This is a genomic window from Gardnerella sp. DNF00753 (assembly GCF_049244275.1).
GTDB classification, from domain to species: Bacteria; Actinomycetota; Actinomycetes; order Actinomycetales; family Bifidobacteriaceae; genus Bifidobacterium; species Bifidobacterium greenwoodii.
In genome coordinates, this window is record NZ_CP058393.1 from 785,585 (window position 1) to 809,720 (window position 24,136).

Consider the following 24,136-nt stretch of genomic DNA (forward strand, 5'->3'; position numbering starts at 1 on the left):
CCGTATACTTATTGAATAAAATCCACCAATCGTGAAGCAAAACCAGTGTAAGAAGCTGGAGTTAAAGACTTTAACCTGCAAGCTGTATCCTCGTCAAACTCGCGAGAAGAAATAAAATCTTCAACATCCTTTTGAGAAATACTATGGCCTCGCATAAGCTCTTTAACCTGTTCATAAGGACGCTCCATTCCAGGAACTCCCGCAATTTCTTCAGCACGCATAGCGGTCTGAATTGGCTCGCCAAGAACTTCCCAATTAGCATCCAATTCTTTAAGCATAAAATCAGAATTAGGGTGAATAGAATTAAGTCCGCCCAAAAGATTGTTAAGAGCCAGAAGAGCGTAGCCAAAAGCAGAACCGATATTTCTCTGAGTTGTAGAATCTGTAAGATCTCTCTGCCAACGGCTTTCTGTAAGAGTTGCGCAAAGAGTATCAAACAGAGAGCAAGAAATCTCAAGATTAGCTTCAGCGTTCTCAAAGCGAATAGGATTCACCTTATGAGGCATAGTAGAAGATCCAGTAGCACCTTTTACAGGAACTTGCACAAAAACGCCTCGAGAAATATACATCCAAACATCAACAGCAAGATTGTGCAAAATATGGTTCGTGTGGCTTACTGTGCTATAAAGTTCAGCCTGCCAGTCGTGACTTTCAATTTGTGTTGTTAATGGATTCCATTGAAGAGACATGCGATTTTCAACAAACTCTTTAGAAACGCCAATCCAATCAACATTAGGGAATGCTGCTAAATGAGCGCCAAAAGTACCAGTAGCACCATTGATTTTGCCCAAATATTCCTGATTGTCAAGATGCTTAATCTGACGCTTCAAACGGTATGCAAAAACAGCCAATTCTTTACCCAAAGTTGTTGGAGTAGCAGGCTGGCCATGCGTCAAAGAAAGCATTGGTAAATCGCGATACTTTTGAGCATTGCTCACTAAATATTCAACAATTGCTTCCAAATTCGGTCGGTAAACATTCAAAACCGCATTTTTTACGCAACGAGCAATAGAAAGATTGTTAATATCTTCACTTGTGCAAGAAAAATGAACCAAAGTTTTAAGATTAGACAGCTGAGTTTCGTGACCTAACTTCTTTTCAGCCTCATCCAAAGCGTCATCAATGTAGTATTCAACAGCTTTAACATCGTGATGCGTAACAGCCTCATGAGCAGCATGACGCGCAATTCCTTCAGCGTCGAAATCTTCAGGAATGCTGCGCAAATACTCACATTCTTCATCCGTTAAAGGATTGACACCATTGACAATAGGCTGCCAATTATTCCCCTCATATCCGTTTGCAAGAAGAATCATCCACTCAACTTCAACACGCATGCGCTCGCGGTTTAACGCAGGTTCACTCAAGTATTCAACAAGTGCTGAAGTTTGATTATGATAACGACCGTCTAAAGGAGTTAGAGCTATTGCAGGAGAAATATCAGTAAGCTTCATACTTGCAAGGTTACATCATGCTGTGAATTAGGCGGTTAGATAAATTATTTAACTAATTCATTACGCCTTGCCATAGGGTAGTGCTTTCTAACTTTCCGTTGATAATACTGTTAAAATGCTGATTATGCAGAATCACATTTTTAGAGCCTAATTGCAGAGCATCATCGTAGGCAGCTTTATGATAATGCGTGTCATGAGTTAAAGTTCCTTCTTCAGGTACATCGTTTACAAATATTCCGTTTTTACTAAATTCTTGATTAGAATATTTCCTTCCAGAAAAACGTGTTACTCCAGGAGGCAAAGGCTTTTGCGTTTCTTTAACATGCGTTGCTTTGCCGTGAATAGTAATCCAATTACTGCGGCGAGGATTTTCCTTACCGTCTAGAGATGGAACAAGCTCATCTTCCATTTCAATACTCGTAACCCAAGTGCGTTTTGCAATAGGATGATTTGCAATAGGAGAGCCTGCGGTTACTACATGCTGTACGTTGTACTCTTTTGAATAATCGCTTGCAATACTTGCAGCCACAATACCGCCTTGCGAATGACCAACCAACACAACAGGGTCTTTAGGCTTAATCCCAGATTTTTTCATTGCTTCAACAACCATTCTTGTGCTATCTGCTTGCTTTCTAGCTAAAGGAGTATGACTCATTACCTCAGCATTCTGCTCCCATCCAAACGGTGAATGAGCCTTACCGTCTGTTCCAGGTATTACAACTAGCCAAGATGTTTTTCCGTCTGCTTTTTTGAAGCGTGAAATAGCAATAGTTGCCGCATCTGGATTAGCAAGTGGCGGTCGAACTCCCAAATTTCCGCTGCCGAGTTCAGCTAAATTATCGAGAGTTTCACTCAAATTTCTTCCAGGTTTAGGAAGAACAAAAGCTGGTTTTCTCCAAGCTTCGCTAATTTTAGTAACAGTTAGATTATTACCTTGCTTTTTGTTATTTAACTGTGCTGTAAAAAGGCTTAGCGCTCCAGAAACAAACGGAACTGAAGAAACTGTTTTGCTTGAATTATCAATATGCTTATTTGCGTACTTTAAGAAATTAAACGACTTATTTCGATACGTTTTTGTCATTCGATTATTTCTTTTACTTTGCGCTGCTCCTAAAATAAACAGTGGTATTCCTGTAATTGGGTTTATTAGTAGATTTTGAGAAAGGCCTCGAATAGTTCCTTGCTGAATTTTGCGAGTTTTGTGAGCCCATTTCCCAACATTTTTAAGACCTGTGTGGTTATTAGCATCGCTAGACGCTGAAGAGAGTGCTGAAATAAAAAATGGTAAGGATGTTATAGGAAAAATTGCTGTAAGAAGCGCAATTCCATTATCAAATTGTTCTTTTGCTTTCTGCTCAGCTTCTTCGTAAATGCCGCTTGCTCTAATAATAAGAGCTGCCAACTGCTCTAAATTTTGAGACATATTTTGACATTTAGACGCATAAGCATTGCACATACTTGGAGTTAGAAAACTTTGAGAAGCGTTTATAGTAAAAGGCGATGAAGGGTTGTAATAAGCGGATAAATTATTAAAAGCTGAAGTTTGATTAGAAATAACCATTGCAGCATGCTGCCAAGAAGCACTTAACATTGACATTTCATGCGCAAGATTGCTTAGTTTTCTAGATACACTGCAGTACGCTTCGCTTTGCGCAACTGTAAGAGGCATTCCGCCCGAAACAGAAGATTGAACTTTCCAAGGCATATTACATTCCTCCTCTAATTTCGTAGAGTGAATATGCTTGGCTAGCAATATTGCTCATGCTATGGCGAAAATACTGGGCAGCAATACCTTGCCATTCGTTTAATTCGCTCGCTGAGGCTGCAGCAAGAATGTTTCTTGCGCACTGTTCAGTGCGCTGAATAAGCCATTTCCATTCGTAATATGTGTGCATAGTTAAGTATTAAACACACTTGCTAAATTAAAGTCACCAAAAAGTAAGCATTGTGGATAAAAGCTATAAACAATTTTTTGCAAACTTTTTCGCGCTTTGCTTAAAAATTTTGCAGTAAATTTACTACTAGCACACCAGCGATTCTGCTAATCGCTAAGAATTACCAAGGCTTATTTGAACCGTCTGAACTCGTTGTGCGCTTAGTTGTTTTTTCTTTTCCGTTTTGATTATCCTGATCTTCTTGATCTTGTTGATCTTTAGGATTTACTTTATTATTCTGCTTAAGCAAGTCTTCCACTTTATTCTTTTGCGTATTATTAAGTTTAGGCTTGCTTGATTCAGTCTTATTCTTATTGTCTTCGCTCTTACTAGAGTTTTTTAGTTGCTTACTCTTAGACGCAGGAGATTTAGTGTTATTTTTACTATTCTTTTGCTTAAGGCTCTCAGTAAATTTTCGTGAAATTTCAGAATTGTGCTCAATGTTTTCGCTAAGTTTTGGTAATAAAAGTATTTGCTGAGATTTAGCGTCGCTAAATTGTGCGTCAGTCTGCTGCTGTTGCGTAACCAATATGTCTTTGTCACTGTAAATATTTTTAGCAGATTTCATATTTGCAATAAGGCTGTTTGTTGCAGCATTATACGCATATTGCGCACGCCAATTAGTAATCACATAGTATGCTGCGAATAACGCAATAATAAGAAATATAATAGAAATAACGCGAATAATATTTCGTTTAGATATGCGCATCATACTAATTTCCTTGATGTAATAAACCAAACAACTAATTCCCATATAAGCAAAACGGCAGCAATTGTGGCAAATGGCCAAATAATTGGTTCTGGACGCAAGCGTGGTTTCGCTGTTTCATTCATACGCCACTGATGAGAAAGTATTGGCTTTGCTTCACTTCCTAAAGCGTGATTTAAAGAAGAATGAATATACTTTCCGCTAAGCTCATCCGCAATATTTCGCAAGTTTTTCTCATCAAGCTTTGAAATGCCAGGTTTTCCAGTAGAAGGATCTTTAACCCATTCTATTGAAGAACTTAAATTGGAATCTCCTTCTGATTTTCCTTGCAAATCTTGATCAGAAGCGTAGTCGTCAATACTTAATTTCGTACTTTTAAGCGGTATTTTTGCACCTTTAGACGAGCCTATACCAATAACAAAAGCGTGAGTAATATAAGCTCGTAAAGATGAGAATGTTCTACGCTTTCGTTGAGTTGTTTCTTCGCCATCACTAAGAACATACAGCACTGTTGTGTCATCTGGATGAGCGTCATGAATAGCTTTTGCGGTGAGCAAAGTCTGATCTATTGGAGCGTCGAGACTTGTTCCCGTAGCAATACTTGTAGGCTCTGTAAGTAAGGTGGTTATCCAATTATCAACCGCTTTTGCATCAGGAGTTAAAGGCACATCAACAGACGTGGATGCTCCAAAAGAAATAGCTGCAAAACTCGCATTTGCATAAGACTTAGTTATTTGCTTAACAATAGCGCGAGCTGCATCAATACGCTCAATATTTGCCTTATTGTCATAATTTGCGTCTTTGGCTCGCATTGATCCTGTAATATCAACTGCAATGATTACGTTAGTTGCGTTTACAGCACGTTGCATAGTTGCGCGCATAATACTAGGGGATAGTATGCAGATTACAAGCATTGCGCAAATAGCTATCCTGCGCAATCTCATTGCTAAAGTTTCATTTGTTAGTGCCAATTTTCTTCTTAAAGGCACGATTTCAAAAAACATTGCAACAAGAACAATAAGTACGGCTATAATTGCAACAATCCAACCATAAGATGGAGCGAGAACCAGTTGACCTGCTTTAGCAGTGTCATCTGCCACGATTTTGCCATATGAGAAATTGAGAGCCGCGGCTGAAAATAGTGTTGATATCATCTCTTAATCCTCTTTGCAATAGCCAACCACACAACAACGCTTACAACGCTAATAAGCACCCATATTCCAGGATCGTCGCTAAACGCTGATTGCGTTGTGCCTTGAGGGATAACTGAGTGGCGTTTTTCAATTTCTCTTACAAGATTAAGAACAGAATCAGTATTTCGTTGAGTTAAGAATATTCCGCCATGAGATTCAATAAGATTCTTCATGTCTACAGTTGTATCTTCATTCTCATTCTGTTTAGCGCCTGAATATAAGCCGTCAACAGTTATATTTGCTTGCTTAGTCAAATCTAAAGCTTGCTTTAAAGAGTAAGTTGGATTTCCGGAAACAACATTATCTGTTGCAAGAACAATTGATGCACTTCTGTTAAAACGACTTTGAGATTTACTAGAATTATGAGCATTGCCATAAATAAAACCAGGAAGCATTGCAGCGCAACTAACTAAGCCATCTCCAATAAGAGAAGTTGCATTTTTTCTATTTTGTGTGCCTTCAAGCCAATCAGAAATTTCCTGATATTGGCGCTGCTGCAAATTGTCAATCTTATTTTGAGACTGAACCCCTCCAAGCAAATTAGCAGCATACTGCAGCTGCTTCTTAGCTAGACGATAATCATCTGTTAAAGGAAAAACTGTTCTAGAAGTGGAATTAAAAATACTTAAACCTATTCGTTCTCCTTGGAAATGCTCAATAAAATTAAGATAAGCAAGAATAACTTCGCGATCGTACGGCAATGCAGAGCCGGAAACATCCAGGCATAAAACAATATCTCTAGAACTTATTTGTTCATCCGCATTAAACACTCGAGAAGGCCTAGAGGCAGTTGCAAGCGATCCTAATAAAGACAAAACCAACATTGCTGTTGCAAATCTTTTAAGTCTTCTCCACATATACCATGAGTGACTTGCTAAAGATCCTTGCAAATCTTCATCAAAAGTAAAAGTGTAGAATTTTTGATTCAGATTGTGGTGATGCTTCTGATACTGCTTTTTAAGAATATGCTGGCGAATAACGTCACCAATAATCAAAACAGCAAAAATAACTAAGCAAACTAGTATTCCTGCAGCAAAAATTAAAGGCCACTTAAAACGCCAAGGCCACAAAGTCTCAAATATCTTACTCATTAGCGTTGCCCCTTCGTTTGCCAGCCTTCGAGCAAAACAAGAACCCACTCTGCTGCTTGATCAACAGTAGTATTTTGTGCCTGTTTATTCTCTTTATAATTAGCAAATTCGGGCGGATACAAAGCTGCGATTGTTTGGCGCAACATATCTGCACCCTTTTTATTGCGCCACTTTAGGCGCAAAGAACTAATTTCACCTAAAGTATGCGTTTTAATATCTTCACCACTCATTCGAGAAACGTAAGTTCTAGCAACTGAAGCTAGCTTTGCACAAGCCTGATCAGAAGTAAGCTCATTGCTGTGATATTGTTTTACAATTTCATCAATTTCATTTCGCCAAGCTTGTTTGTTTTCGCGATGAACGTGTACAGCATTATCTGCAATTTCGTCAGAAGATAACAAAACTTTCGGCTTTTTGAAAGAAAAATACAAAACAATTGCAGCAACAACAATAACAACAAAAGCAACGCCAAGTATGCTTGCAAAAAGAATGTCGTTGTGAATCTGTGGGTGAATATCTTGCATACTCATTACTGCACATCCTCCTTGAGTAATGATTCAGTAAGATAATTCGTACGACTTACAGATTTGGCAGACACTCGGAAAATTTCCTCACTAGATGACCCACATATTAATGACGCTTTAACGCCAACAAGCATGTCACGCAAGGCACTACTTTTGATGCTTCTGCGATTTTCAACCTCTTGCTTAACGTTATCGTTTTGCAAAAATGCTGGAATTCTTCGCAAAGTAATGCCATCGTTTATGTGCATATTAATTGTTTTATCAAAAGAATTAACTGGGCAAATAGTTACAACAACGAGATTATGATTTTGAGTAATTTTTCGTAAACTATCCGCATCGTGAGCTTGCAACGCATACTCGTCTGTAATAAGAACAACAAGACCGTTTGAATCAACAAACTTTTGCATTGATTTAATCAAATACTCAGTATTTCGAATGTGACTTCGAGTATTAAGCAAAGCGCTGTCAAGGTTCCTTTCAAAATCAGAAAGATTACGAGCTTGAGGAACTTTAACTGTGTTGCTACCATCAACGCAAAGTAACGAAACAGAATCGTGACGTCTTAAACTTAAAGCTGCAAAAAAGCATGCAGCGTTTGCAGCAATCTCATACAATGTTTCAAAAGATTTGCAAGCGCCGTTCATATTAATACTTGCGTCACACACAATCCAAGTATGAGATGACGAAGTACGTTCGCGCGAAGAAACCATAGGCTGACCCGTTCTAGCACTAGCCGACCAGTTCATCATTCGAGCTTCGTCACCAGGTTGCCAAGCGTGAACATCAATAACATCACCGGTTCCAAAACGGCGATGTGAAGGATGCTCACCTTCTAGTAATCCCAATGCTTTACGAGCAATAGGCAAATCTATGCGTTGGTCGAGCAGCTCAATTTTTCTGCGAATGACTTTTGCTGGCTCAGACAACGCTAAACGTTTCATAGGTATCATGGCACAGGAACAGTCTTTACCAATGCGTCAATAACTTGATCCGTAGTAATAGAGTCTGCCAAAGCTTCAAAAGTCAACAGAATACGGTGTCTTAATACTTCGTGTGCGAATAATTTAACATCTTCTGGAATTACATAGTCTCTACCAGAAAGCAAAGCATGAGCCTGAGCAATGCGAATAAGCGCAATAGAAGCACGAGGGCTTGCACCCATGCGAACAAGAGTATTAATGGTTGCAAGAGGGTGAGAGCCTTCGCCTCGAGAAGTTGCAACAATGTCAACAGCATACTTCATAACTGCTTCAGAAACATGAATATGTCGTGCTGCAGCACGCATAAACACAACATCTTGCAAGCTAATGCGCTGTGCGCTTAAAGTTGCAGGATCAACAACATCTGATCCTCTTTGTGTAAGCAACTGAAGCATTTTAACTTCTTCGTCAGGATTAGGGTAGGTCATAATTGCCTTAACCATAAAACGATCCATTTGAGCTTCAGGAAGATTAAAAGTGCCTTCTTCTTCAATAGGATTCTGAGTTGCAATAACCATAAAAGGCTGAGGTAGCGCAATACGCTCACCGCCGATTGTTGTTGCGCCTTCTGCCATAGCTTCAAGCATTGCAGATTGAGTTTTTGCATTAGATCGGTTGATTTCGTCTAGCAAAATAATATTTGCGTGAATAGGACCAATCTGAGTAGTAAAACGTTGGGATGCAAAATCAAAAACTTGCGTACCAACTAAATCAGCTGGCATTAAATCAGGAGTGCACTGCACGCGTCGGAAGCTACCAGACATTGCGGTTGCAAGAGTTTGTGCAGCAGTGGTTTTTGCAAGGCCTGGCACAGATTCAATAAGAATATGTCCGCCAGCAATAAGTGTTAAAATAAGAGATTCTCGCAATGCTTCCTGACCGACTAAAGTTTGTGCAAAGCGCGAGCGCAAAATGTTTGCAATCTGCTGGCAGCGACGAATATCGTCTGCTGAAATAGTAGCCGAATCTTGAGCATTTGATAATCCAACTGTAGATTTACCTGCTGCAGAAGCTATATTCGCGTTAGGAATCATATTGGAATTATTATTTAATTGTTGCTTACGTGGTTGCGGTGGAAATAATGCCATAGGCTCTATGTTAGCTGATATACGGTACTGAAATTGGTAAAAACCGGCATATTGCTAGGGATTATTTGATTACTACGCGTATTTTTAAAGCTATATTTCTTGAGAATTTAGCGACCAGTCAATTGGCGAAGCGCCCATTTTGATTAGTGCGTTATTCGCTCTTGAAAACGGTTTTGATCCAAAGAAACCACGCGAGGCAGAAAGAGGGCTTGGGTGAGAAGAAGTAATAAGTGTTGCGTTTGTTAACAATGGAGCTAAGCTTTGAGCGTTTCTTCCCCATAAAATAGCTACAAGAGGCATTAGGTTTCCGTTTTCGTCTTTTCGAGAATTTAACGCATTTATTGCAGCGTCTGTTACAGTTTCCCAGCCTTTTCCTTGATGACTATTTGCTTTACCAGCTTCAACAGTTAAGCAGCGGTTAAGAAGCATTACACCCTGCTTAGTCCACGGCGTTAAATCTCCACTTTGAGGAGTAGAAACACCTAAGTCGTTCACTAATTCCTTGTAAATATTAATAAGGCTTTTAGGTAACGGACGCACTTTTGGTGAAGTGCAAAAACTTAATCCCACAGGATGGCCTGGAGTAGGGTAAGGGTCTTGGCCAACAATTAAAACCTTTATGCTTTTTAGCGGAATGCTAAACGCGCGCAAAATGTTGTGACTTGCGGGAAGAATATGGTGTCCACTTTCGATTTGTTCTCGCAAAAACACTCCCATTGCTCGTATTTGTGGCTCAACTGGAGTAAGAGCTTTAGCCCAATCTGGATCCATTAATTCTTCTAAAGGTTTAATTTTGTAAGGACTCATATGGCTACTGTATGACAAGGCATAGCATAATAGGAAAAATTTCTTGAAAATTCTGATTTGTGCTTTGTGACCAGCATTCGGTACTATGGATGCATATTGTTTTAAGTAAACACTTGGAGGAATGCAATTATGGCGCGAAATAATCACAACGTGTCGTATACGCCCGATGTTTTTGATGAACCACCAGAGGGACCAGTTGGTGTGCATCGCGGCAATCCCGCTTGGTACGCTGTAATTCTTCCTTATTTTGTTGCGATAGTTATTGCATTACTGGCTGGTTTGCTTGTTTGGGCAATCGGCTCTGGAGAGATTTCGCATCTTCCATTACCTTGGAATAATTCGCATCAAAGCTCGAAGTCTACAACAATAATTAAGAAATCGCATACTGATAAGTCAGATGGAAAAGATGAAGATAAGTCTGATGATGCAGATACGGATGAAGATGAAGATGCTTCAGCAAAGCAAAAGTCCAACAAAGATAAATCAGCAGACGATACTAAGGATGCTGATAGTAAATCTGATTCTACGACTTCAGTAGATAAGTCTGCTACCGTAAAAGTTATTAATGCAACCAATATTGCTGGGTATGCTGCTAAGAATGCAGACAAGCTGAAGCAATCTGGTTATGCAAATGTTACTGCTGGTAATCCAAGCGGCAAAGTTCCGTCTGAATCTGTTGTATGGTACAAGGATGATTCTCAGAAGGCTGCGGCGCAAGATATTGCAAAAACTTTGGGCATTACTGCTGTAGAAAACGAAAAAGAGATTGTTTCGCAGATTGTAGTGGTTCTTTGCAAGTAGTTTTCTACGCACAGAAGTAATAAAAGCAAAATATAGAAGCCGGTTGGATTAGATTCTAACCGGCTTTATTTGTAAAATTTTATTGAAAGTACATAATTATAAACGCCAAAGTTGGCACTCGGGCACATAGAGTGCTAATCTGCTAATTAGCACTCGAAGGTTGAGAGTGATAATTAGCAGCTGACGGCTAATCAAATCTTATTCACCTACGAGTGAGTGTTCCATAGTTACGATATGTGGAGGAAACATGGCAAAGATTATTGCCTATGAAGAGGACGCCCGTCAGGGTATGCTCGCAGGTCTTGACAAGCTTGCTAACACTGTAAAGGTTACGCTTGGACCTAAGGGTCGCAACGTAGTGCTTGATAAGACTTATGGAGCTCCAACCATTACTAACGATGGTGTTTCCATCGCTAAGGAAATCGATCTTGAAGATCCATATGAGCGTATTGGCGCCGAGCTTGTTAAAGAAGTTGCTAAGAAGACTGATGACGTTGCAGGCGATGGTACAACAACCGCAACAGTGCTTGCTCAGTCCTTGGTACACGAAGGTTTGAAGAACGTTGTTGCAGGAAGCAACCCAATTGCTCTTCGCCGTGGTATTGAGAAGGCTTCTGAAGCAATTGTTAAAGAACTTCTTGCTTCTGCTAAGGATGTTGAAACTAAGGATCAGATTGCTGCTACTGCTACTATTTCTGCAGCAGATCCTGAAGTTGGCGAAAAGATTGCTGAAGCTTTGGATAAGGTCGGTCAGGATGGCGTTGTTACAGTTGAAGATAACAACAAGTTTGGCCTTGATTTGGACTTCACTGAAGGTATGCGTTTTGATAAGGGCTATATTTCCCCTTACTTCGTCACTAACGCAGAAGACCAGACTGCTGTTCTTGAAGATCCATACATTTTGCTCACTTCTGGCAAGGTTTCCAGCCAGCAAGACATTGTTCACATTGCTGAACTCGTTATGAAGTCCGGCAAGCCATTGCTTATTATTGCTGAAGATGTTGATGGTGAAGCATTGCCAACTCTTGTTTTGAACAAGATTCGTGGCACTTTCAACACTGTTGCTGTAAAGGCTCCAGGCTTTGGCGATCGCCGTAAGGCTATGCTCCAGGATATGGCTATTTTGACTGGTGCACAGGTTGTTTCCGATGACCTCGGCTTGAAGCTTGATTCTATCGACGCTTCTGTGTTTGGTCACGCAGCTAAGGTTATTGTTTCTAAGGATGAAACAACTATCGTTTCTGGTGCTGGATCTAAGGAAGATGTTGATGCTCGCGTGGCTCAGATTCGCGCAGAAATCGAAAACACTGATTCCGATTACGATCGCGAAAAGCTTCAGGAGCGTCTTGCCAAGCTCGCTGGCGGCGTTGCTGTTATTAAGGTTGGCGCTGCTACTGAAGTTGAAGCTAAGGAGCGTAAGCATCGTATTGAAGATGCAGTTCGTAACGCTAAGGCTGCTATTGAGGAAGGTTTGCTTCCAGGCGGTGGCGTAGCTTTGGTTCAGGCTGCTGCAAAGATTGAAAAGTCTCAAGCAATCACCGAGCTTAAGGGTGAAGAAGCAACGGGCGCTGCAATCGTGTTCCGCGCTGTAGAAGCTCCAATCAAGCAGATTGCACAAAACTCCGGTGTTTCTGGAGATGTTGTACTCAACAAGGTGCGCGAACTTCCAGAAGGCCAAGGCTTCAACGCTGCAACCAATGCTTACGAAGATTTAATGGCTGCTGGTGTTACTGACCCAGTTAAGGTAACTCGTTCTGCTCTACAGAACGCTGCTTCTATTGCAGGTTTGTTCTTAACCACTGAAGCTGTGGTTGCTAACAAGCCAGAAAAGCCAGCTGCAGCACCACAAGCTGGCGCTGATATGGGTTACTAAATATAAAAAGTTGAGAAAATTTTTATAGCTTAATAGCTCATAGACTGAATAGCTCATAGTAAATGGCGGTATGCTCAGAAATGAAGTATACCGCCATTTTTCATTAGACTATTCACCAGACTATTCAGCCCATTCCAAATAGGGAAGTAGCTTGAGTTTCCGCATCAAGATACACTCCCGAAGCATGCTGCATAGCTTGCTGAATTGCTTCTAATGATTGTTCCATCTGCTGCTGTGCTGCACGCCACTGACCTGCGGTCGACGCAAACTTTGTAGCAGCTGAACCCGTCCATACGCTTTGCAACTGCTGCAGATTGGCATACATGCCGTTGACTGCTTCTCTAATTGAATTAACCGAGGTTCCAACTGCTGCAGCTGCCTGCTGAATTTGTTCTGAATCAACTCGAAATTGTGCCATATTTCCCCCTATTTGTATCTGCTTAAAAAGCATTTAGTACTAATTAGCGCAACATCACACTCATTGAGTAACCTTCTTACATAAACGTGTCTTACCTACTTGTGTGATGTCACGCTATTATGAATATATGCCATTGAAAAATTATGCAAAAGTTTTAGAAGAGAATGTGGTTAAAAGGTCAGGGGTTATCCACATTTTAAATGACTATAAGCTTACAAACTTAAATTTCGCACGCTTAAAGCAAGTATTACGTGCAGTTGTGGCATGTTTAGTTAGTATTTTTCTTATTTTTCAGATATTTCCAGTATTTCCAACTTTTTCTTTACTTTCGTCTGATTTTATAAAAATTAATAAAGCTTATGCGGAAGAACAAGCTTTAAATTCAGGAATTGTTGCCACTGATTCAATTACGGATACTGAAAATCTTCTTGGTGACTCTGTTAATAAAGTTTCTGACGAAATTGCCGCAACTAAAAAGCGAACTGGAGTAACGGTAAGATTACTTTATTTGTCTACTTTTGGAGATACTAAAGATCCATCAAAATGGGCAAGTGATTTATTAATAAGCACTCTTCCTGCAAAAAATACTGTATTGCTTGCTGTCGCAACTCGCGACGGCCGTCTAGTAGTTGCGGTATCGCCTAATTCCGACGAATGGTTAAAAAGCAGAAATACTGTTGACGCATTATCTGATGCAGCGTATAAACCTTTAGTAACAACAACTGGCACTCATTGGGGTCAGTCTGCAATTATGATGATGAAACAAATTTCTCGCTCTAAACGAACCGCTACAACTTCTTCTGCAAGCCTTATGTCAACACTTATTATGTTGATTATTATTCTTTGCTTAGGGGCAATAGTGACACTTATTTTGCTTCACCGAAGCCGTATTCAAAAGCAGATAAAAGCAGGGGTTAGAAAAGCGCGTAGGCGTCATGCTCGTCGCCGCTAATAAAATCAACTACAACTTGTTGATTTTCAGCATTTATTCAGGAAACATTCAGCTTTATAAGTGATGCTAATCAGTATGAGTAAGAATGTTGAAGCATCTATTGTTGTCGTAGACGACGAACCATCAATTCGTGAGCTTTTAGTAGCGTCTTTGCACTTTGCAGGTTTTGAAGTTGAAACTGCAGCATCAGGTTCTCAAGCTGTTGATGTTATTGAAAGAGTGAAGCCTGATCTTATTGTTATGGACGTTATGCTGCCAGATATTGACGGCTTCACCGTAACAAGACGAATTCGCCAAAATGGTATTAAAGTACCTGTTCTTTTCCTTACAGCAAGAGATGATACGCAAGACAAGATTATGGGCTTAACAGTTGGTGGCGACGACTACGTAACTAAGCCATTTAGTTTGGAAGAAGTTGTTGCAAGAATCCGCGCAATTCTTCGCCGCACTCAAGAGCAAGATGAAATAACTCCTGTTATCCGCGTAGCAGATCTTGAGATTAACGAAGATTCGCACGATGTAACTCGAAGCGGCATACCGATTGAGCTTAGTCCAACCGAATACAAGCTTTTACATTACTTGATGGATAATGAAGGACGAGTGTTATCAAAAAGCCAGATTTTGAATCATGTATGGCAGTACGATTGGGGCGGAGATGCTGCAATCGTTGAATCCTATATTTCGTATCTTCGAAAGAAAATTGACGGAATTGAAATTACGGACGAAAACGGCAAGCTGCAAAAGGTAGTTCCTCTTATTGAAACAAAACGCGGAATTGGATACATGATTCGCGAACCAAAGTAAGGTCAAGCCTGATTATGGAAAACAATAATCGTAGTAGTGACGATAAAAAGCAGCCAAATAATGCTGGAACTGCGCAATCTAACAAAGACTCAGCGCGACAGCCTGTTGGAAAAAGCGTTGCTGTTATACAAAATACTGCGTCAGAAAAAAAGCCAAAACAAAACAGAATTTGCTGGCTTAAAACCAAAGCAAATTCTATTCCTTTAAGTACACGTCTTGTGGCTTGCACTCTTGCGGTACTTACTGTTGCAGCATTTTGTATTTCATTATCAATTCGTCAATTGGTAGGAAATTATCTGCTTGAAAAAACTGACGCACAGTTAACAGATCAGGCAAGACTTATTTACGACAATATAGATTTGCTTCGTTCAAAAGATTCAAGCCAATCTACAACAGGCCCAAACGACTACTTTATGCAGATTCGCGATATTAATAACAAAATCATATCTACTCCTTTAGTTCCAAAACTAAAGGGAGATTTTGTTTCTATTCCAAAGCTTCCTGCAAACGGAAAACCCATTAAGGGAGTTGTTACGAATAGGCCTTACACTGCTCCAGCTAAAGTTAAGGGTAATCCTGGTAGTGTTGACGAGATTACTTTAAAATCCGCAAAAGCTCCTTGGAGAGTTTTGGTGCTTGAATGGGAGCATCGAAGCAGCTACACTTCAAACGTACGTTTACGCGGATACGTGTATATTGCTTTATCTTTAAGCGACCAGCTTGATACTGTAAATACTCTTACTAGATACTGCATTATGGTAAGTATTGCAGTTATTCTTCTTGGAGCGGTATTTGCGGCGCTTATTATTCAGTCCACTTTAAGGCCGTTAAAACGTATAGAAAAAACAGCTTCAAAAATTGCTTCTGGAGATTTAAGTAGACGAGTTCCGAGCGCACCAGAAAACACAGAAGTTGGTTCTTTAGCTGCTTCTTTGAACTCAATGCTTGCGCGTATTGAACGTGGCTTTAATGAGCAAGAAGCAATGACTGAAAAAATGAAGCGATTTGTTTCTGACGCAAGTCACGAATTGCGAACTCCTTTAGCAGCTATTCACGGTTATGCTGAGCTTTACACAATGTGGCGCAATATGCCGGGAGAGCAGGAGCGCGCTGATGATTCTATTGCTCATATTAAGGCTTCTAGCGAGCGCATGACTGAGTTAGTGGAAGATTTGCTTTCTTTGGCTCGATTTGACGAGGGTAGAGGAATTAATATTTCTCAGGAAGTTAGCTTGTCTCCAATTCTTTCGGATGCTGCTAACGATTTGCATGCTTTAGATCCAGCTAGAGCGGTTCAGCAGGGTTCGCTTACGCTTTCCGAAGACTTTTCTTTGGAAGATTGCACTGACTGCAATTTTGAACGCAAGTTTGTGTTCAATAGCGGAAGTCTTCCTAGCGTATCTCTTCTTGGTGATGGAGCGCGCTTACGTCAAGTCATGACGAATATTGTTGGAAATATTCACCGATACACTCCGGCTGATTCTCCAGTAGAAATTGCTATTGGCGTAATGAAGGCTTCAATTGATCCAGACCAGCTTTCCAAGCTTCCTTCAGTTAGTGACTCGTTAAAAGAGTTTTTGATTGCTGCAGAAAAAAGCCAATCTACTGATTCTGGCAATACTTACGCAGTAATTCGTGTTGTTGACCATGGTCCTGGAGTTCCAGAAGAGTCGCTTTCTCGCATTTTTGAACGTTTCTATATTGCAGATCCTTCAAGAGCGCGCGAAAAAGGCGGAACTGGATTAGGAATGGCTATAGCACAGTCTGTTGTAAAAGCTCATCATGGTTTTATTTGCGCAACAATATCTGACCCGTCAACTATTTCGGGAAACTTTGCTGGCTCAGATAATAATGTTGACGACACAATGGACGGTTCGGAGTCTCTGGATATTAATCCTCATGGATTAACGCTTACTGTTGTGCTTCCTGTAAGAGAAATTGAACCTTATGCGCTACAATAGAAAAAGCGAAACAATTAACATTAATATCTGTTAAACTATATACGGATGTTTTCGCATATAAACGATGCACTTGTGTGTTTAATGCATATTGGTATGCGACAATGAGTGATTATTTGAGTGAGGTGTGTTATGCCCAATGGGCGTGTGCGTTGGTACGATGCGCAGAAGGGGTACGGCTTTATTGCCGGCGACGATGGTAAGGATGTTTTCTTACCAGCTGCAGCTTTGCCTGCAACTGTAAAGACTTTGCATAAGGGTACAAAGGTTGAATTTTCTGTAATTGAGGGTCGTAAAGGTCCTCAAGCGATGGGACTTAATCTTATTGCAACAGCTCCATCGCTAGTTAAAGCAACTCGCCCAAAGGCAGAAGATATGGCAGCAATTGTTGAAGATCTTATTAAGCTGCTTGATTCTGCAGGTAACGGTTTGCGTCGTCGTCATTATCCATCTACTGCTGAAAGCAAGAAGCTCGCTACGCTTTTGCGCGCAGTAGCCGACAATTTCGACGTTCAAGAATAGTTTCGGGAATATTATTTATGACTGATGAAGTGATGAATCCACAAGATATTGCTCGTAGCATTGCTGTGGAAACTTCAGAGCGTTCCGATGCCGTGGGAGATTTTGTGTCTTCCACGGATATTGGTGACGGTGTTACCGATTTTCGCTTTGAAAGTAAGCTTGTTGGTTACGAGGGCTGGCAGTGGTCAGTAACGCTGTATCACGATTTGGAAACTGAGCGTTGGACTGTAAACGAATCCACGCTTATTCCTACCGACGATTCACTACTGCCGCCACCTTGGATTCCATGGAAAGATCGATTGAAGCCAAGCGATCTTTCTGTAATGGATTCTATTGGAACAGAAGAAGACGATTCTCGTCTTGAAGATGGATTCCGTCCAGTAAATCATCAGTCTGAAAATGAATTAAGCGAAAAATCTGAGGAAGAATCTAAAGAAGAAAAAGAAAGTTCCGAAGAAAATACACTTAAGCAAGATGGTGAAACTGCTGAAAATGCAGACGCTACAGAAACTGTTGAGAATGAAAATGGCTCGTGCGATTCGCAAAGCAATGAATCATACGAAAACAATGATTCTAACGAAGATCTTGAAGAGGCAGTTTCGACTTTGCGCCTATCTCGCAGACGCGTAATGACTGCAGAAGCTCTTTCGCAAACAGCAAAACGCTGGTATGCAGGGCAGCACGGTCCAAAGTCACTGTCAACAAAAATAGCTGACGGTAATGTTTGCTCTTCATGCGGCTTTATGATTCCACTAGCTGGAAGCTTGGGCTCAATGTTTGGCGTGTGCGCGAACATGTGGAGTCCAGACGATGGACGAGTTGTATCTCTTGATCACGCTTGCGGAGAACATTCCGAAATTGAGCCACCTGAACCATCACAACTGTGGATTCAATCAGCTCCAGCATACGACGATTATCATATTGATATTTTGCAGCAAGCTCCTCGAGAAGAGCGTGCAGATGTTGAACTTATTGAGGAAGCAATTGAAGATAGCAAAACGCATCGCCGCAAGCGTCGCAAATTAAATAAAGATTCTGCTAATGATGCTAATACCGCTGATACAGCTGTTATAGCTGATGCTGATATAACTGATACCCCTAGTACAGATACAGCTGATTCTAAGACAGCAGATTTGACTTCAGAAACTAACGATGTTGAATCTCGCGATGTTGAATCTAATGATGTTGAATCTAACTATGAGGATGAAACAAAAACCGAAGAAATTAAGAAAATAGAAGTTACTGAAGAATCTGCTAAAAGCGAAGAACCTAATAAAAACACAGGTACTACAGCAATGCGATTGTACAAAAGGAAATCACGCAGACAACATAAGTAAAATCTAAAGAAATTTTAAGGAATACAGAAAAATCCTAAAAATCTTAACAGATTCTAATAAATACTAATAAGTTGTGTAATACTTCGCGTCATGGTGACTAGTTACCATGGAATGAACGAAAAGAACGGAAGGCAGTTATGTTTGAACGGTTCACTGATCGCGCACGACGCGTGATTGTGCTAGCTCAAGAGGAAGCTCGCTCACTTCAGCATAATTACATTGGCACTGAGCATATTTTGCTCGGTCTAATTCGCGAAGGTGACGGAATTGCAGCAAAAGCGTTGAGCTCAAAGGGCGTAGACTTGGAAAGCACACGCAAGCAAGTTGAGGAAATGATTGGCAAGGGTGCTGTTGCGCCAAGCGGCCACATTCCTTTTACGCCGCACGCAAAGCAAGTTTTGGAGCTTAGCTTACGAGAAGCTCTGCAGCTTGGCCATAGCTACATTGGTACTGAGCATATTTTGCTAGGACTTATTCGCGAAGGCGAAGGCATTGGTACACAAGTGCTTATTAAAATGGAAGTCGATCTTGGAGACTTAAGAAGCACTACAGTTGACTTAATTCGCGGAGGCAGCTCTACAAGTTCAGAAGATGAAAAGGGCGAACTTGCTAACGCTGGAAGCGTGCAAGATAAAAGCAACAAGTCTGGGTCCGCACTTCTGGATCAGTTTGGCCGAAATCTTACACTTGAAGCGCGCGAAGGAAAACTTGATCCAGTAATTGGCCGTTCTGAGGAAATCGAACGAGTTATGGTTATTCTTAGCCGCCGTACGAAGAATAATCCTGTGCTTATTGGAGATCCTGGCGTTGGTAAAACTGCAGTTGTAGAAGGACTTGCCCAGAAGATTGTTGAAGGCGATGTTCCAGAAACGCTGAAAAACAAGCAGATTTATTCTCTTGACTTAGGATCAATGATTGCAGGATCTCGCTATCGCGGTGATTTTGAAGAGCGCTTGAAGAAAGTTCTTAAAGAAATTAAAACTCGCGGCGATGTTGTGCTTTTTATTGACGAAATTCACACTATTGTTGGCGCAGGCTCGGCCGATGGCGCTCTTGGCGCTTCCGACATGCTTAAGCCAATGCTTGCTCGCGGCGAACTACAGACAATCGGTGCTACTACAACCGATGAGTATCGTAAGTATATTGAGAAAGATGCTGCTTTAGAGCGTCGTTTCCAGCCAATTCAGGTTCCTGAACCTACTATTGCCGAGACGATTGAGATTCTTAAAGGCTTGCGTTCGCGCTACGAAAATCATCATCATGTAACTATTACGGACGGAGCTTTACAGTCTTCTGCAGAGCTTTCCGACCGTTATATTCAAGACCGTCACCTTCCAGATAAGGCTATTGATCTTATTGATGAAGCTGGCGCACGCTTGCGAATTAAGCGCTTAACTCAGCCGCCTGAGCTTAAGGAACTTAACCATAAGATTGCTAAGATTTCTGAAAAGAAAGATGAAGCAATTAAGCAGCAAGATTTCGAAGAGGCTGCTAATCTTCGAGACGATCAAGAAAAACTTGAAAACGAAGCTGCCGAAAAAGAAAAAGCTTGGCGTGAAGGCGAGTCTAACGTCAAAATGGTTGTTGACGAAGACATGATTGCTTCTGTTGTTTCAAGCACTACGGGAATTCCTGTTGTAAAGCTTACGCAGGCGGAATCTCAGAAGCTTCTTCAAATGGAATCTGAGCTTCATAAGCGTATTGTTGGTCAAGATGAAGCAGTATCTGCTTTGGCACGCTCTATTCGACGCGCGCGCGTTGGACTTAAAGATCCTAAACGTCCTTCTGGTTCGTTTATTTTCGCTGGACCTACAGGCGTTGGTAAAACTGAGCTTGCTAAAGCGTTAGCAAACTTCCTGTTTGACGACGATGATGCTTTGATTCGCGTTGATATGTCTGAATTTGCTGAAAAGTATGCTGCGTCTAGGCTTTTCGGTGCTCCTCCTGGATACGTTGGTTACGAAGAGGGCGGCGAGCTTACCGAAAAAGTTCGCAGGAAGCCATTCTCTGTGGTGCTTTTTGACGAGATTGAAAAAGCTCATCCAGATATTTTCAACACGCTTTTGCAAGTGTTGGATGATGGTCATTTAACCGACGGCCAAGGTAGAAAAGTAGACTTTAAGAATACGATTATTATTCTTACTACTAATCTTGGTACGCGCGATATTGCGAAGGCTGCAAACACTGGCTTTACGCTTGGAAATAGTTCTGATTCTACGTATCAGCGCATGAAGGATCAGGTTAATTCTGAGCTTAAGCGTCAGTTCCGTCCAGAATTTTTGAACCGTTTGGACGACACTATTGTGTTCCGTCAGCTTACGGAGCCAGAAGTGCGCCAAATTGTTGATATGGACATAAAGCTGCTTAACAATAGGCTGTTTGACCACCATATGTCTTTGGAGTTGACAGACGCTGCTAAGAATTTGCTCGCTCAAAAAGGATTCGATCCTTTGCTGGGCGCGCGTCCATTGCGTCGCGTAATTCAGCGAGATATTGAGGATATTATTTCCGAGAAGATTTTGCTGAACGAAATTTCTGACGGCGAGCGAATTGAGGTTGACGCTGAAGGCGAAGGATTGCTGGGGGAGTTTACTTTTAAAAGCCAGCAGTTTGATGTCGCTGAGTTAGATGAATCTAGCAAGGATTCTAGTGGTGATGTGGAGTTAGATGAATCTAGTAAGGCTTCTAGCGACTTATCTAGCGATGTATCTGCTGACGATTCTAGCGATAGCAAGACTTCTAGTGACGATTCTGCAGATAAAACTGCAAACAACTCTGATAACTAAGCTGCTGATAAAACTGACAGTGAATCAAAATAAGTATAGATAACTCAAAAAGCCCGACGCGTAAAATCTCGTCGGGCTTTTTGCGAGGTGCAGGGTATTGATTTCAGTGCGTTGGCAGCAGAATGGACTAAATAGCTGAAAGGATGAATAATATAATGGCACTAGATAATAAAAAAGAAAAGGAACGTGACGAACTTCATCGTGCTATATGGTCAATCGCAGATGAACTTCGTGGTGCTGTAGATGGTTGGGACTTTAAGAACTATGTACTTGGCACTATGTTCTACAGATACATTTCTGAAAACATTACTAACTATATTAACGCTGGTGAAATTGAAGCCGGCAATGCTGAATTCGATTACGTGCAGATGTCTGATGAGATGGCTGAAGAGGCAAGAGAAGGCCTTGTACAAGAAAAAGGCTTTTTCATTCTTCCCTCAGAACTTTTCTGCAATGTTAGAGCAAAAGCTAAAGATGATGAAAACCTTAATGAAACGCTTGAAAAGGTATTCCGTCATATTGAAGAGTCAGCAAAAGGCAGCGAATCAGAATCCGACTTTGCAGGTCTTTTTGATGACTTTGATGTAAACAGTAATAAGCTTGGTTCTACTGTTGCAAAGAGAAATGAAAAGCTCTGCAAGCTTCTTGATGGCGTGGCTGATATGAATCTTGGTGATGTTAAGGATCACGATATTGATGCATTCGGTGATGCCTATGAATACCTTATGACAATGTATGCAAGTAATGCAGGTAAATCGGGTGGTGAGTTCTTTACTCCTGCTGATGTATCAGAGCTTCTTACAAGACTTGGTACAGTTGGAAAAACAGAAATCAATAAGGTGTATGATCCAGCCTGTGGAAGTGGTTCGCTGCTTTTAAAGGCAGAAAAAGTACTTGGCAGAGATAAGGTTCGTAATGGTTTCTATGGGCAGGAAATCAATATTACAACCTATAATCTTTGTCGTATCAACATGTTCTTACACGATATCGATTTTGATAAATTTAATATTGCTTGTGAAGATACCCTTATAGCTCCGGCGCATTGGGATGATGAACCTTTTGAACTTATCGTTTCAAATCCTCCATATTCTATTAAATGGGATGGTGATGATAATCTATTACTCATAAACGATCCTCGTTTTGCACCTGCAGGAGTTCTTGCTCCAAAGAGCAAGGCTGACCTTGCATTTATTATGCATTCACTTTCATGGCTTGCATCAAATGGAACAGCTGCGATTGTATGTTTCCCTGGCATTATGTACCGTGGCGGAGCTGAAAAGAAAATACGAAAATATCTGATTGATAACAACTTTGTTGATTGTGTAATTCAGTTGCCTTCTAATCTTTTCTTTGGAACTTCAATTGCCACTTGCATTATGGTAATGAAAAAGAATAAGGCAGATAATAAAACGCTGTTTATTGATGCAACAAACGAGTGTATCAAGGTTACGAACAATAATAAGCTTACTCAAGATAATATGGGTAAGATTGTGAACTGCTTTGCAAATCGCAGTGAAATTGAGCATTTCTCACATCTTGCAACATATGATGAGATTTCTGAAAATGACTACAACCTTTCTGTATCAACCTATGTTGAAGCCGAGGACACAAGAGAAAAAATCGATATCGTTAAGCTGAATGCAGAAATCAAAGAAATCGTTGCTCGTGAAGAGACCTTAAGAAAAGCAATTGATACTATTATCGCAGAGATTGAGATGGACTAATGAGCAGATTAGAAGAATTGATCCAGGAATTATGTCCCGATGGGGTGGAGTACAAACCTTTATGGTTTCTAACAATATGGGATAAAAAATTCAATTCAGTTGATAGACATAAACAAACTAAGGTAATCAAATACAAATATTATCTTGCTTCTGACTTAAAAGGTCTTGAATCACAAACTGGTGATGTAAAAATTTTAACAACAAGCATATCCGATTTGTGGACTACTGAAGAATATGTTAAAGATATGATGTCTGAAGGAGAGGTTGTTTGCATTCCTTGGGGTGGAAATCCTGTTGTACAATACTATTCTGGTAAATTTGTTACTGGAGATAATAGGATAGCGACCTCGGCTAACACGTCTGTTTTAAGTAATAAGTTCCTATACTATTTTATGAAAAATAGAATTAGTGATATTGCATCTTTTTATCGTGGCTCTGGCATTAAGCATCCTGATATGGCAAAGGTTTTGGATTTGATGATTCCCGTACCTCCGTTGGAGGTACAACGTGAAATAGTCCGTATATTGGACTCTTTCACGTTACTTACAGCGGAGCTTACAGCGGAGCTTACAGCGGAGCTTACAGCTCGTAAAAAACAGTACGAATATTATAGAAATGAGCTTTTGAAAGTTGATGATTCTATAAAAACAGTTGCGTTAGAAGAAATTGCAGATATCGGAACTGGTAGCAGTAATACTAACGAAGGATTAGAAGAAGGTTTATATCCGTTTTATGTACGCTCCCAAGAGCCTTTGCGTAAAAATGAATATGAATATGATGAAACAGCAATAATCACTGCTGGAGATGGTGTTGGTGTTGGTAAAGTATATCATTATGTTGAAGGTAAATATGCACTGCATCAGAGAGCATACAGAATTCATATCAACACACCAGAGGTGCTCCCTAAGTACTATTTCCATTATATGAAATCAGCATTTTTGCCTTATATACAAAAAACGATGTTTCAAGGATCTGTTGCATCAATCAGAAGACCTATGCTGAATAAGTTTCCTGTGCCTGTGCCTTCTCTCGAAGTCCAAAAGAAAATCATTGATGTATTGGAAAATTTTGACGCCATCTGCTCTGACCTCAATATCGGTCTTCCTGCTGAGATTGAAGCACGTCAAAAACAATACGAATTTTATAGAGATAAGCTGCTTTCTTTCAAACAGTTATAATCTCAA

General features: G+C 40.6%; 20 protein-coding genes. 10 read left to right on the forward strand and 10 right to left on the reverse strand.

Annotated elements, in window-relative coordinates; all coding sequences use genetic code 11:
* Nucleotides 1-8: 8 nt before the first annotated feature.
* The 9 genes from purB to HXT33_RS03380 form a co-directional block, all read right to left on the reverse strand.
* Entirely contained in the window at nt 9-1,451 is a 1,443-nt protein-coding gene (gene purB, locus HXT33_RS03340) for an adenylosuccinate lyase (protein ID WP_421786494.1), read from the reverse strand.
* Nucleotides 1,452-1,503: 52 nt separating this feature from the next.
* Nucleotides 1,504-3,156, reverse strand: a complete 1,653-nt coding sequence (locus HXT33_RS03345) for an alpha/beta hydrolase (RefSeq protein ID WP_421786496.1) — start codon at nt 3,154-3,156, stop codon at nt 1,504-1,506.
* 350 nt (nt 3,157-3,506) lie between these two features.
* Entirely contained in the window at nt 3,507-4,097 is a 591-nt protein-coding gene (locus HXT33_RS03350) for a DUF6466 family protein (RefSeq protein WP_421786498.1), read from the reverse strand.
* Nucleotides 4,094-5,248 carry a vWA domain-containing protein gene (locus HXT33_RS03355; protein WP_004136165.1) on the reverse strand — a complete coding sequence of 385 codons (1,155 nt, stop codon included), beginning with the start codon at nt 5,246-5,248 and terminating at the stop codon, nt 4,094-4,096. The genes HXT33_RS03350 and HXT33_RS03355 overlap by 4 nt, the downstream gene beginning before the upstream one ends.
* Nucleotides 5,245-6,378, reverse strand: coding sequence for a vWA domain-containing protein (locus HXT33_RS03360; RefSeq protein WP_375169514.1), 1,134 nt, complete (start codon nt 6,376-6,378; stop codon nt 5,245-5,247). The genes HXT33_RS03355 and HXT33_RS03360 overlap by 4 nt, the downstream gene beginning before the upstream one ends.
* Complete coding sequence (locus tag HXT33_RS03365; protein ID WP_119521602.1) at nt 6,378-6,908, reverse strand: hypothetical protein; 531 nt, start codon at nt 6,906-6,908, stop codon at nt 6,378-6,380. Before HXT33_RS03365 ends, HXT33_RS03360 begins: the two co-directional genes overlap by 1 nt.
* On the reverse strand, nt 6,908-7,852 hold the full coding sequence (locus HXT33_RS03370; RefSeq protein ID WP_421786501.1) for a DUF58 domain-containing protein: 945 nt from the start codon (nt 7,850-7,852) through the stop codon (nt 6,908-6,910). The genes HXT33_RS03365 and HXT33_RS03370 overlap by 1 nt, the downstream gene beginning before the upstream one ends.
* Nucleotides 7,849-8,970 carry an AAA family ATPase gene (locus HXT33_RS03375; protein ID WP_004136172.1) on the reverse strand — a complete coding sequence of 374 codons (1,122 nt, stop codon included), beginning with the start codon at nt 8,968-8,970 and terminating at the stop codon, nt 7,849-7,851. Before HXT33_RS03375 ends, HXT33_RS03370 begins: the two co-directional genes overlap by 4 nt.
* 90 nt (nt 8,971-9,060) lie before the next feature.
* The gene (locus HXT33_RS03380; RefSeq protein WP_032841602.1) at nt 9,061-9,777 is read right to left on the reverse strand and encodes a uracil-DNA glycosylase; all 717 of its coding nucleotides are present in this window, start codon (nt 9,775-9,777) and stop codon (nt 9,061-9,063) included.
* Nucleotides 9,778-9,906: 129 nt separating this feature from the next.
* Here HXT33_RS03380 and HXT33_RS03385 point away from each other — a divergent pair, with 129 nt between their 5' ends.
* Both HXT33_RS03385 and groL read left to right on the forward strand, forming a co-directional pair.
* Nucleotides 9,907-10,578 carry a LytR C-terminal domain-containing protein gene (locus tag HXT33_RS03385; RefSeq protein ID WP_004136175.1) on the forward strand — a complete coding sequence of 224 codons (672 nt, stop codon included), beginning with the start codon at nt 9,907-9,909 and terminating at the stop codon, nt 10,576-10,578.
* Between the two features lie 247 nt (nt 10,579-10,825).
* Nucleotides 10,826-12,451 carry a chaperonin GroEL gene (groL, locus tag HXT33_RS03390; protein ID WP_004127829.1) on the forward strand — a complete coding sequence of 542 codons (1,626 nt, stop codon included), beginning with the start codon at nt 10,826-10,828 and terminating at the stop codon, nt 12,449-12,451.
* 124 nt (nt 12,452-12,575) lie between these two features.
* Here groL and HXT33_RS03395 read toward each other — a convergent pair whose 3' ends face one another.
* Nucleotides 12,576-12,869, reverse strand: coding sequence for a WXG100 family type VII secretion target (locus tag HXT33_RS03395; RefSeq protein ID WP_004127832.1), 294 nt, complete (start codon nt 12,867-12,869; stop codon nt 12,576-12,578).
* 127 nt (nt 12,870-12,996) lie between these two features.
* Between HXT33_RS03395 and HXT33_RS03400 the strand changes: the two genes are divergently transcribed.
* From HXT33_RS03400 to HXT33_RS03435, 8 genes are all read left to right on the forward strand, one after another.
* Nucleotides 12,997-13,821: a hypothetical protein gene (locus tag HXT33_RS03400; protein ID WP_004136176.1), complete on the forward strand. Its 825-nt coding sequence runs from the start codon at nt 12,997-12,999 to the stop codon at nt 13,819-13,821.
* 75 nt (nt 13,822-13,896) lie between these two features.
* Entirely contained in the window at nt 13,897-14,625 is a 729-nt protein-coding gene (locus tag HXT33_RS03405) for a response regulator transcription factor (protein ID WP_004127837.1), read from the forward strand.
* A gap of 14 nt (nt 14,626-14,639) precedes the next feature.
* On the forward strand, nt 14,640-16,586 hold the full coding sequence (locus tag HXT33_RS03410; RefSeq protein ID WP_421786504.1) for a HAMP domain-containing sensor histidine kinase: 1,947 nt from the start codon (nt 14,640-14,642) through the stop codon (nt 16,584-16,586).
* Nucleotides 16,587-16,715: 129 nt separating this feature from the next.
* Entirely contained in the window at nt 16,716-17,105 is a 390-nt protein-coding gene (locus tag HXT33_RS03415) for a cold-shock protein (RefSeq protein WP_116794016.1), read from the forward strand.
* A gap of 17 nt (nt 17,106-17,122) precedes the next feature.
* On the forward strand, nt 17,123-18,442 hold the full coding sequence (locus HXT33_RS03420; RefSeq protein WP_421786506.1) for a DUF3027 domain-containing protein: 1,320 nt from the start codon (nt 17,123-17,125) through the stop codon (nt 18,440-18,442).
* A 137-nt stretch (nt 18,443-18,579) separates the two neighbouring features.
* Nucleotides 18,580-21,228 (forward strand): ATP-dependent Clp protease ATP-binding subunit, encoded by a 2,649-nt coding sequence (locus tag HXT33_RS03425; protein ID WP_421786508.1) that lies wholly within the window; start codon nt 18,580-18,582, stop codon nt 21,226-21,228.
* A 155-nt stretch (nt 21,229-21,383) separates the two neighbouring features.
* Entirely contained in the window at nt 21,384-22,952 is a 1,569-nt protein-coding gene (locus tag HXT33_RS03430) for a type I restriction-modification system subunit M (RefSeq protein ID WP_421786510.1), read from the forward strand.
* Nucleotides 22,952-24,130, forward strand: coding sequence for a restriction endonuclease subunit S (locus HXT33_RS03435; protein WP_421786512.1), 1,179 nt, complete (start codon nt 22,952-22,954; stop codon nt 24,128-24,130). The genes HXT33_RS03430 and HXT33_RS03435 overlap by 1 nt, the downstream gene beginning before the upstream one ends.
* Nucleotides 24,131-24,136 lie beyond the last annotated feature (6 nt).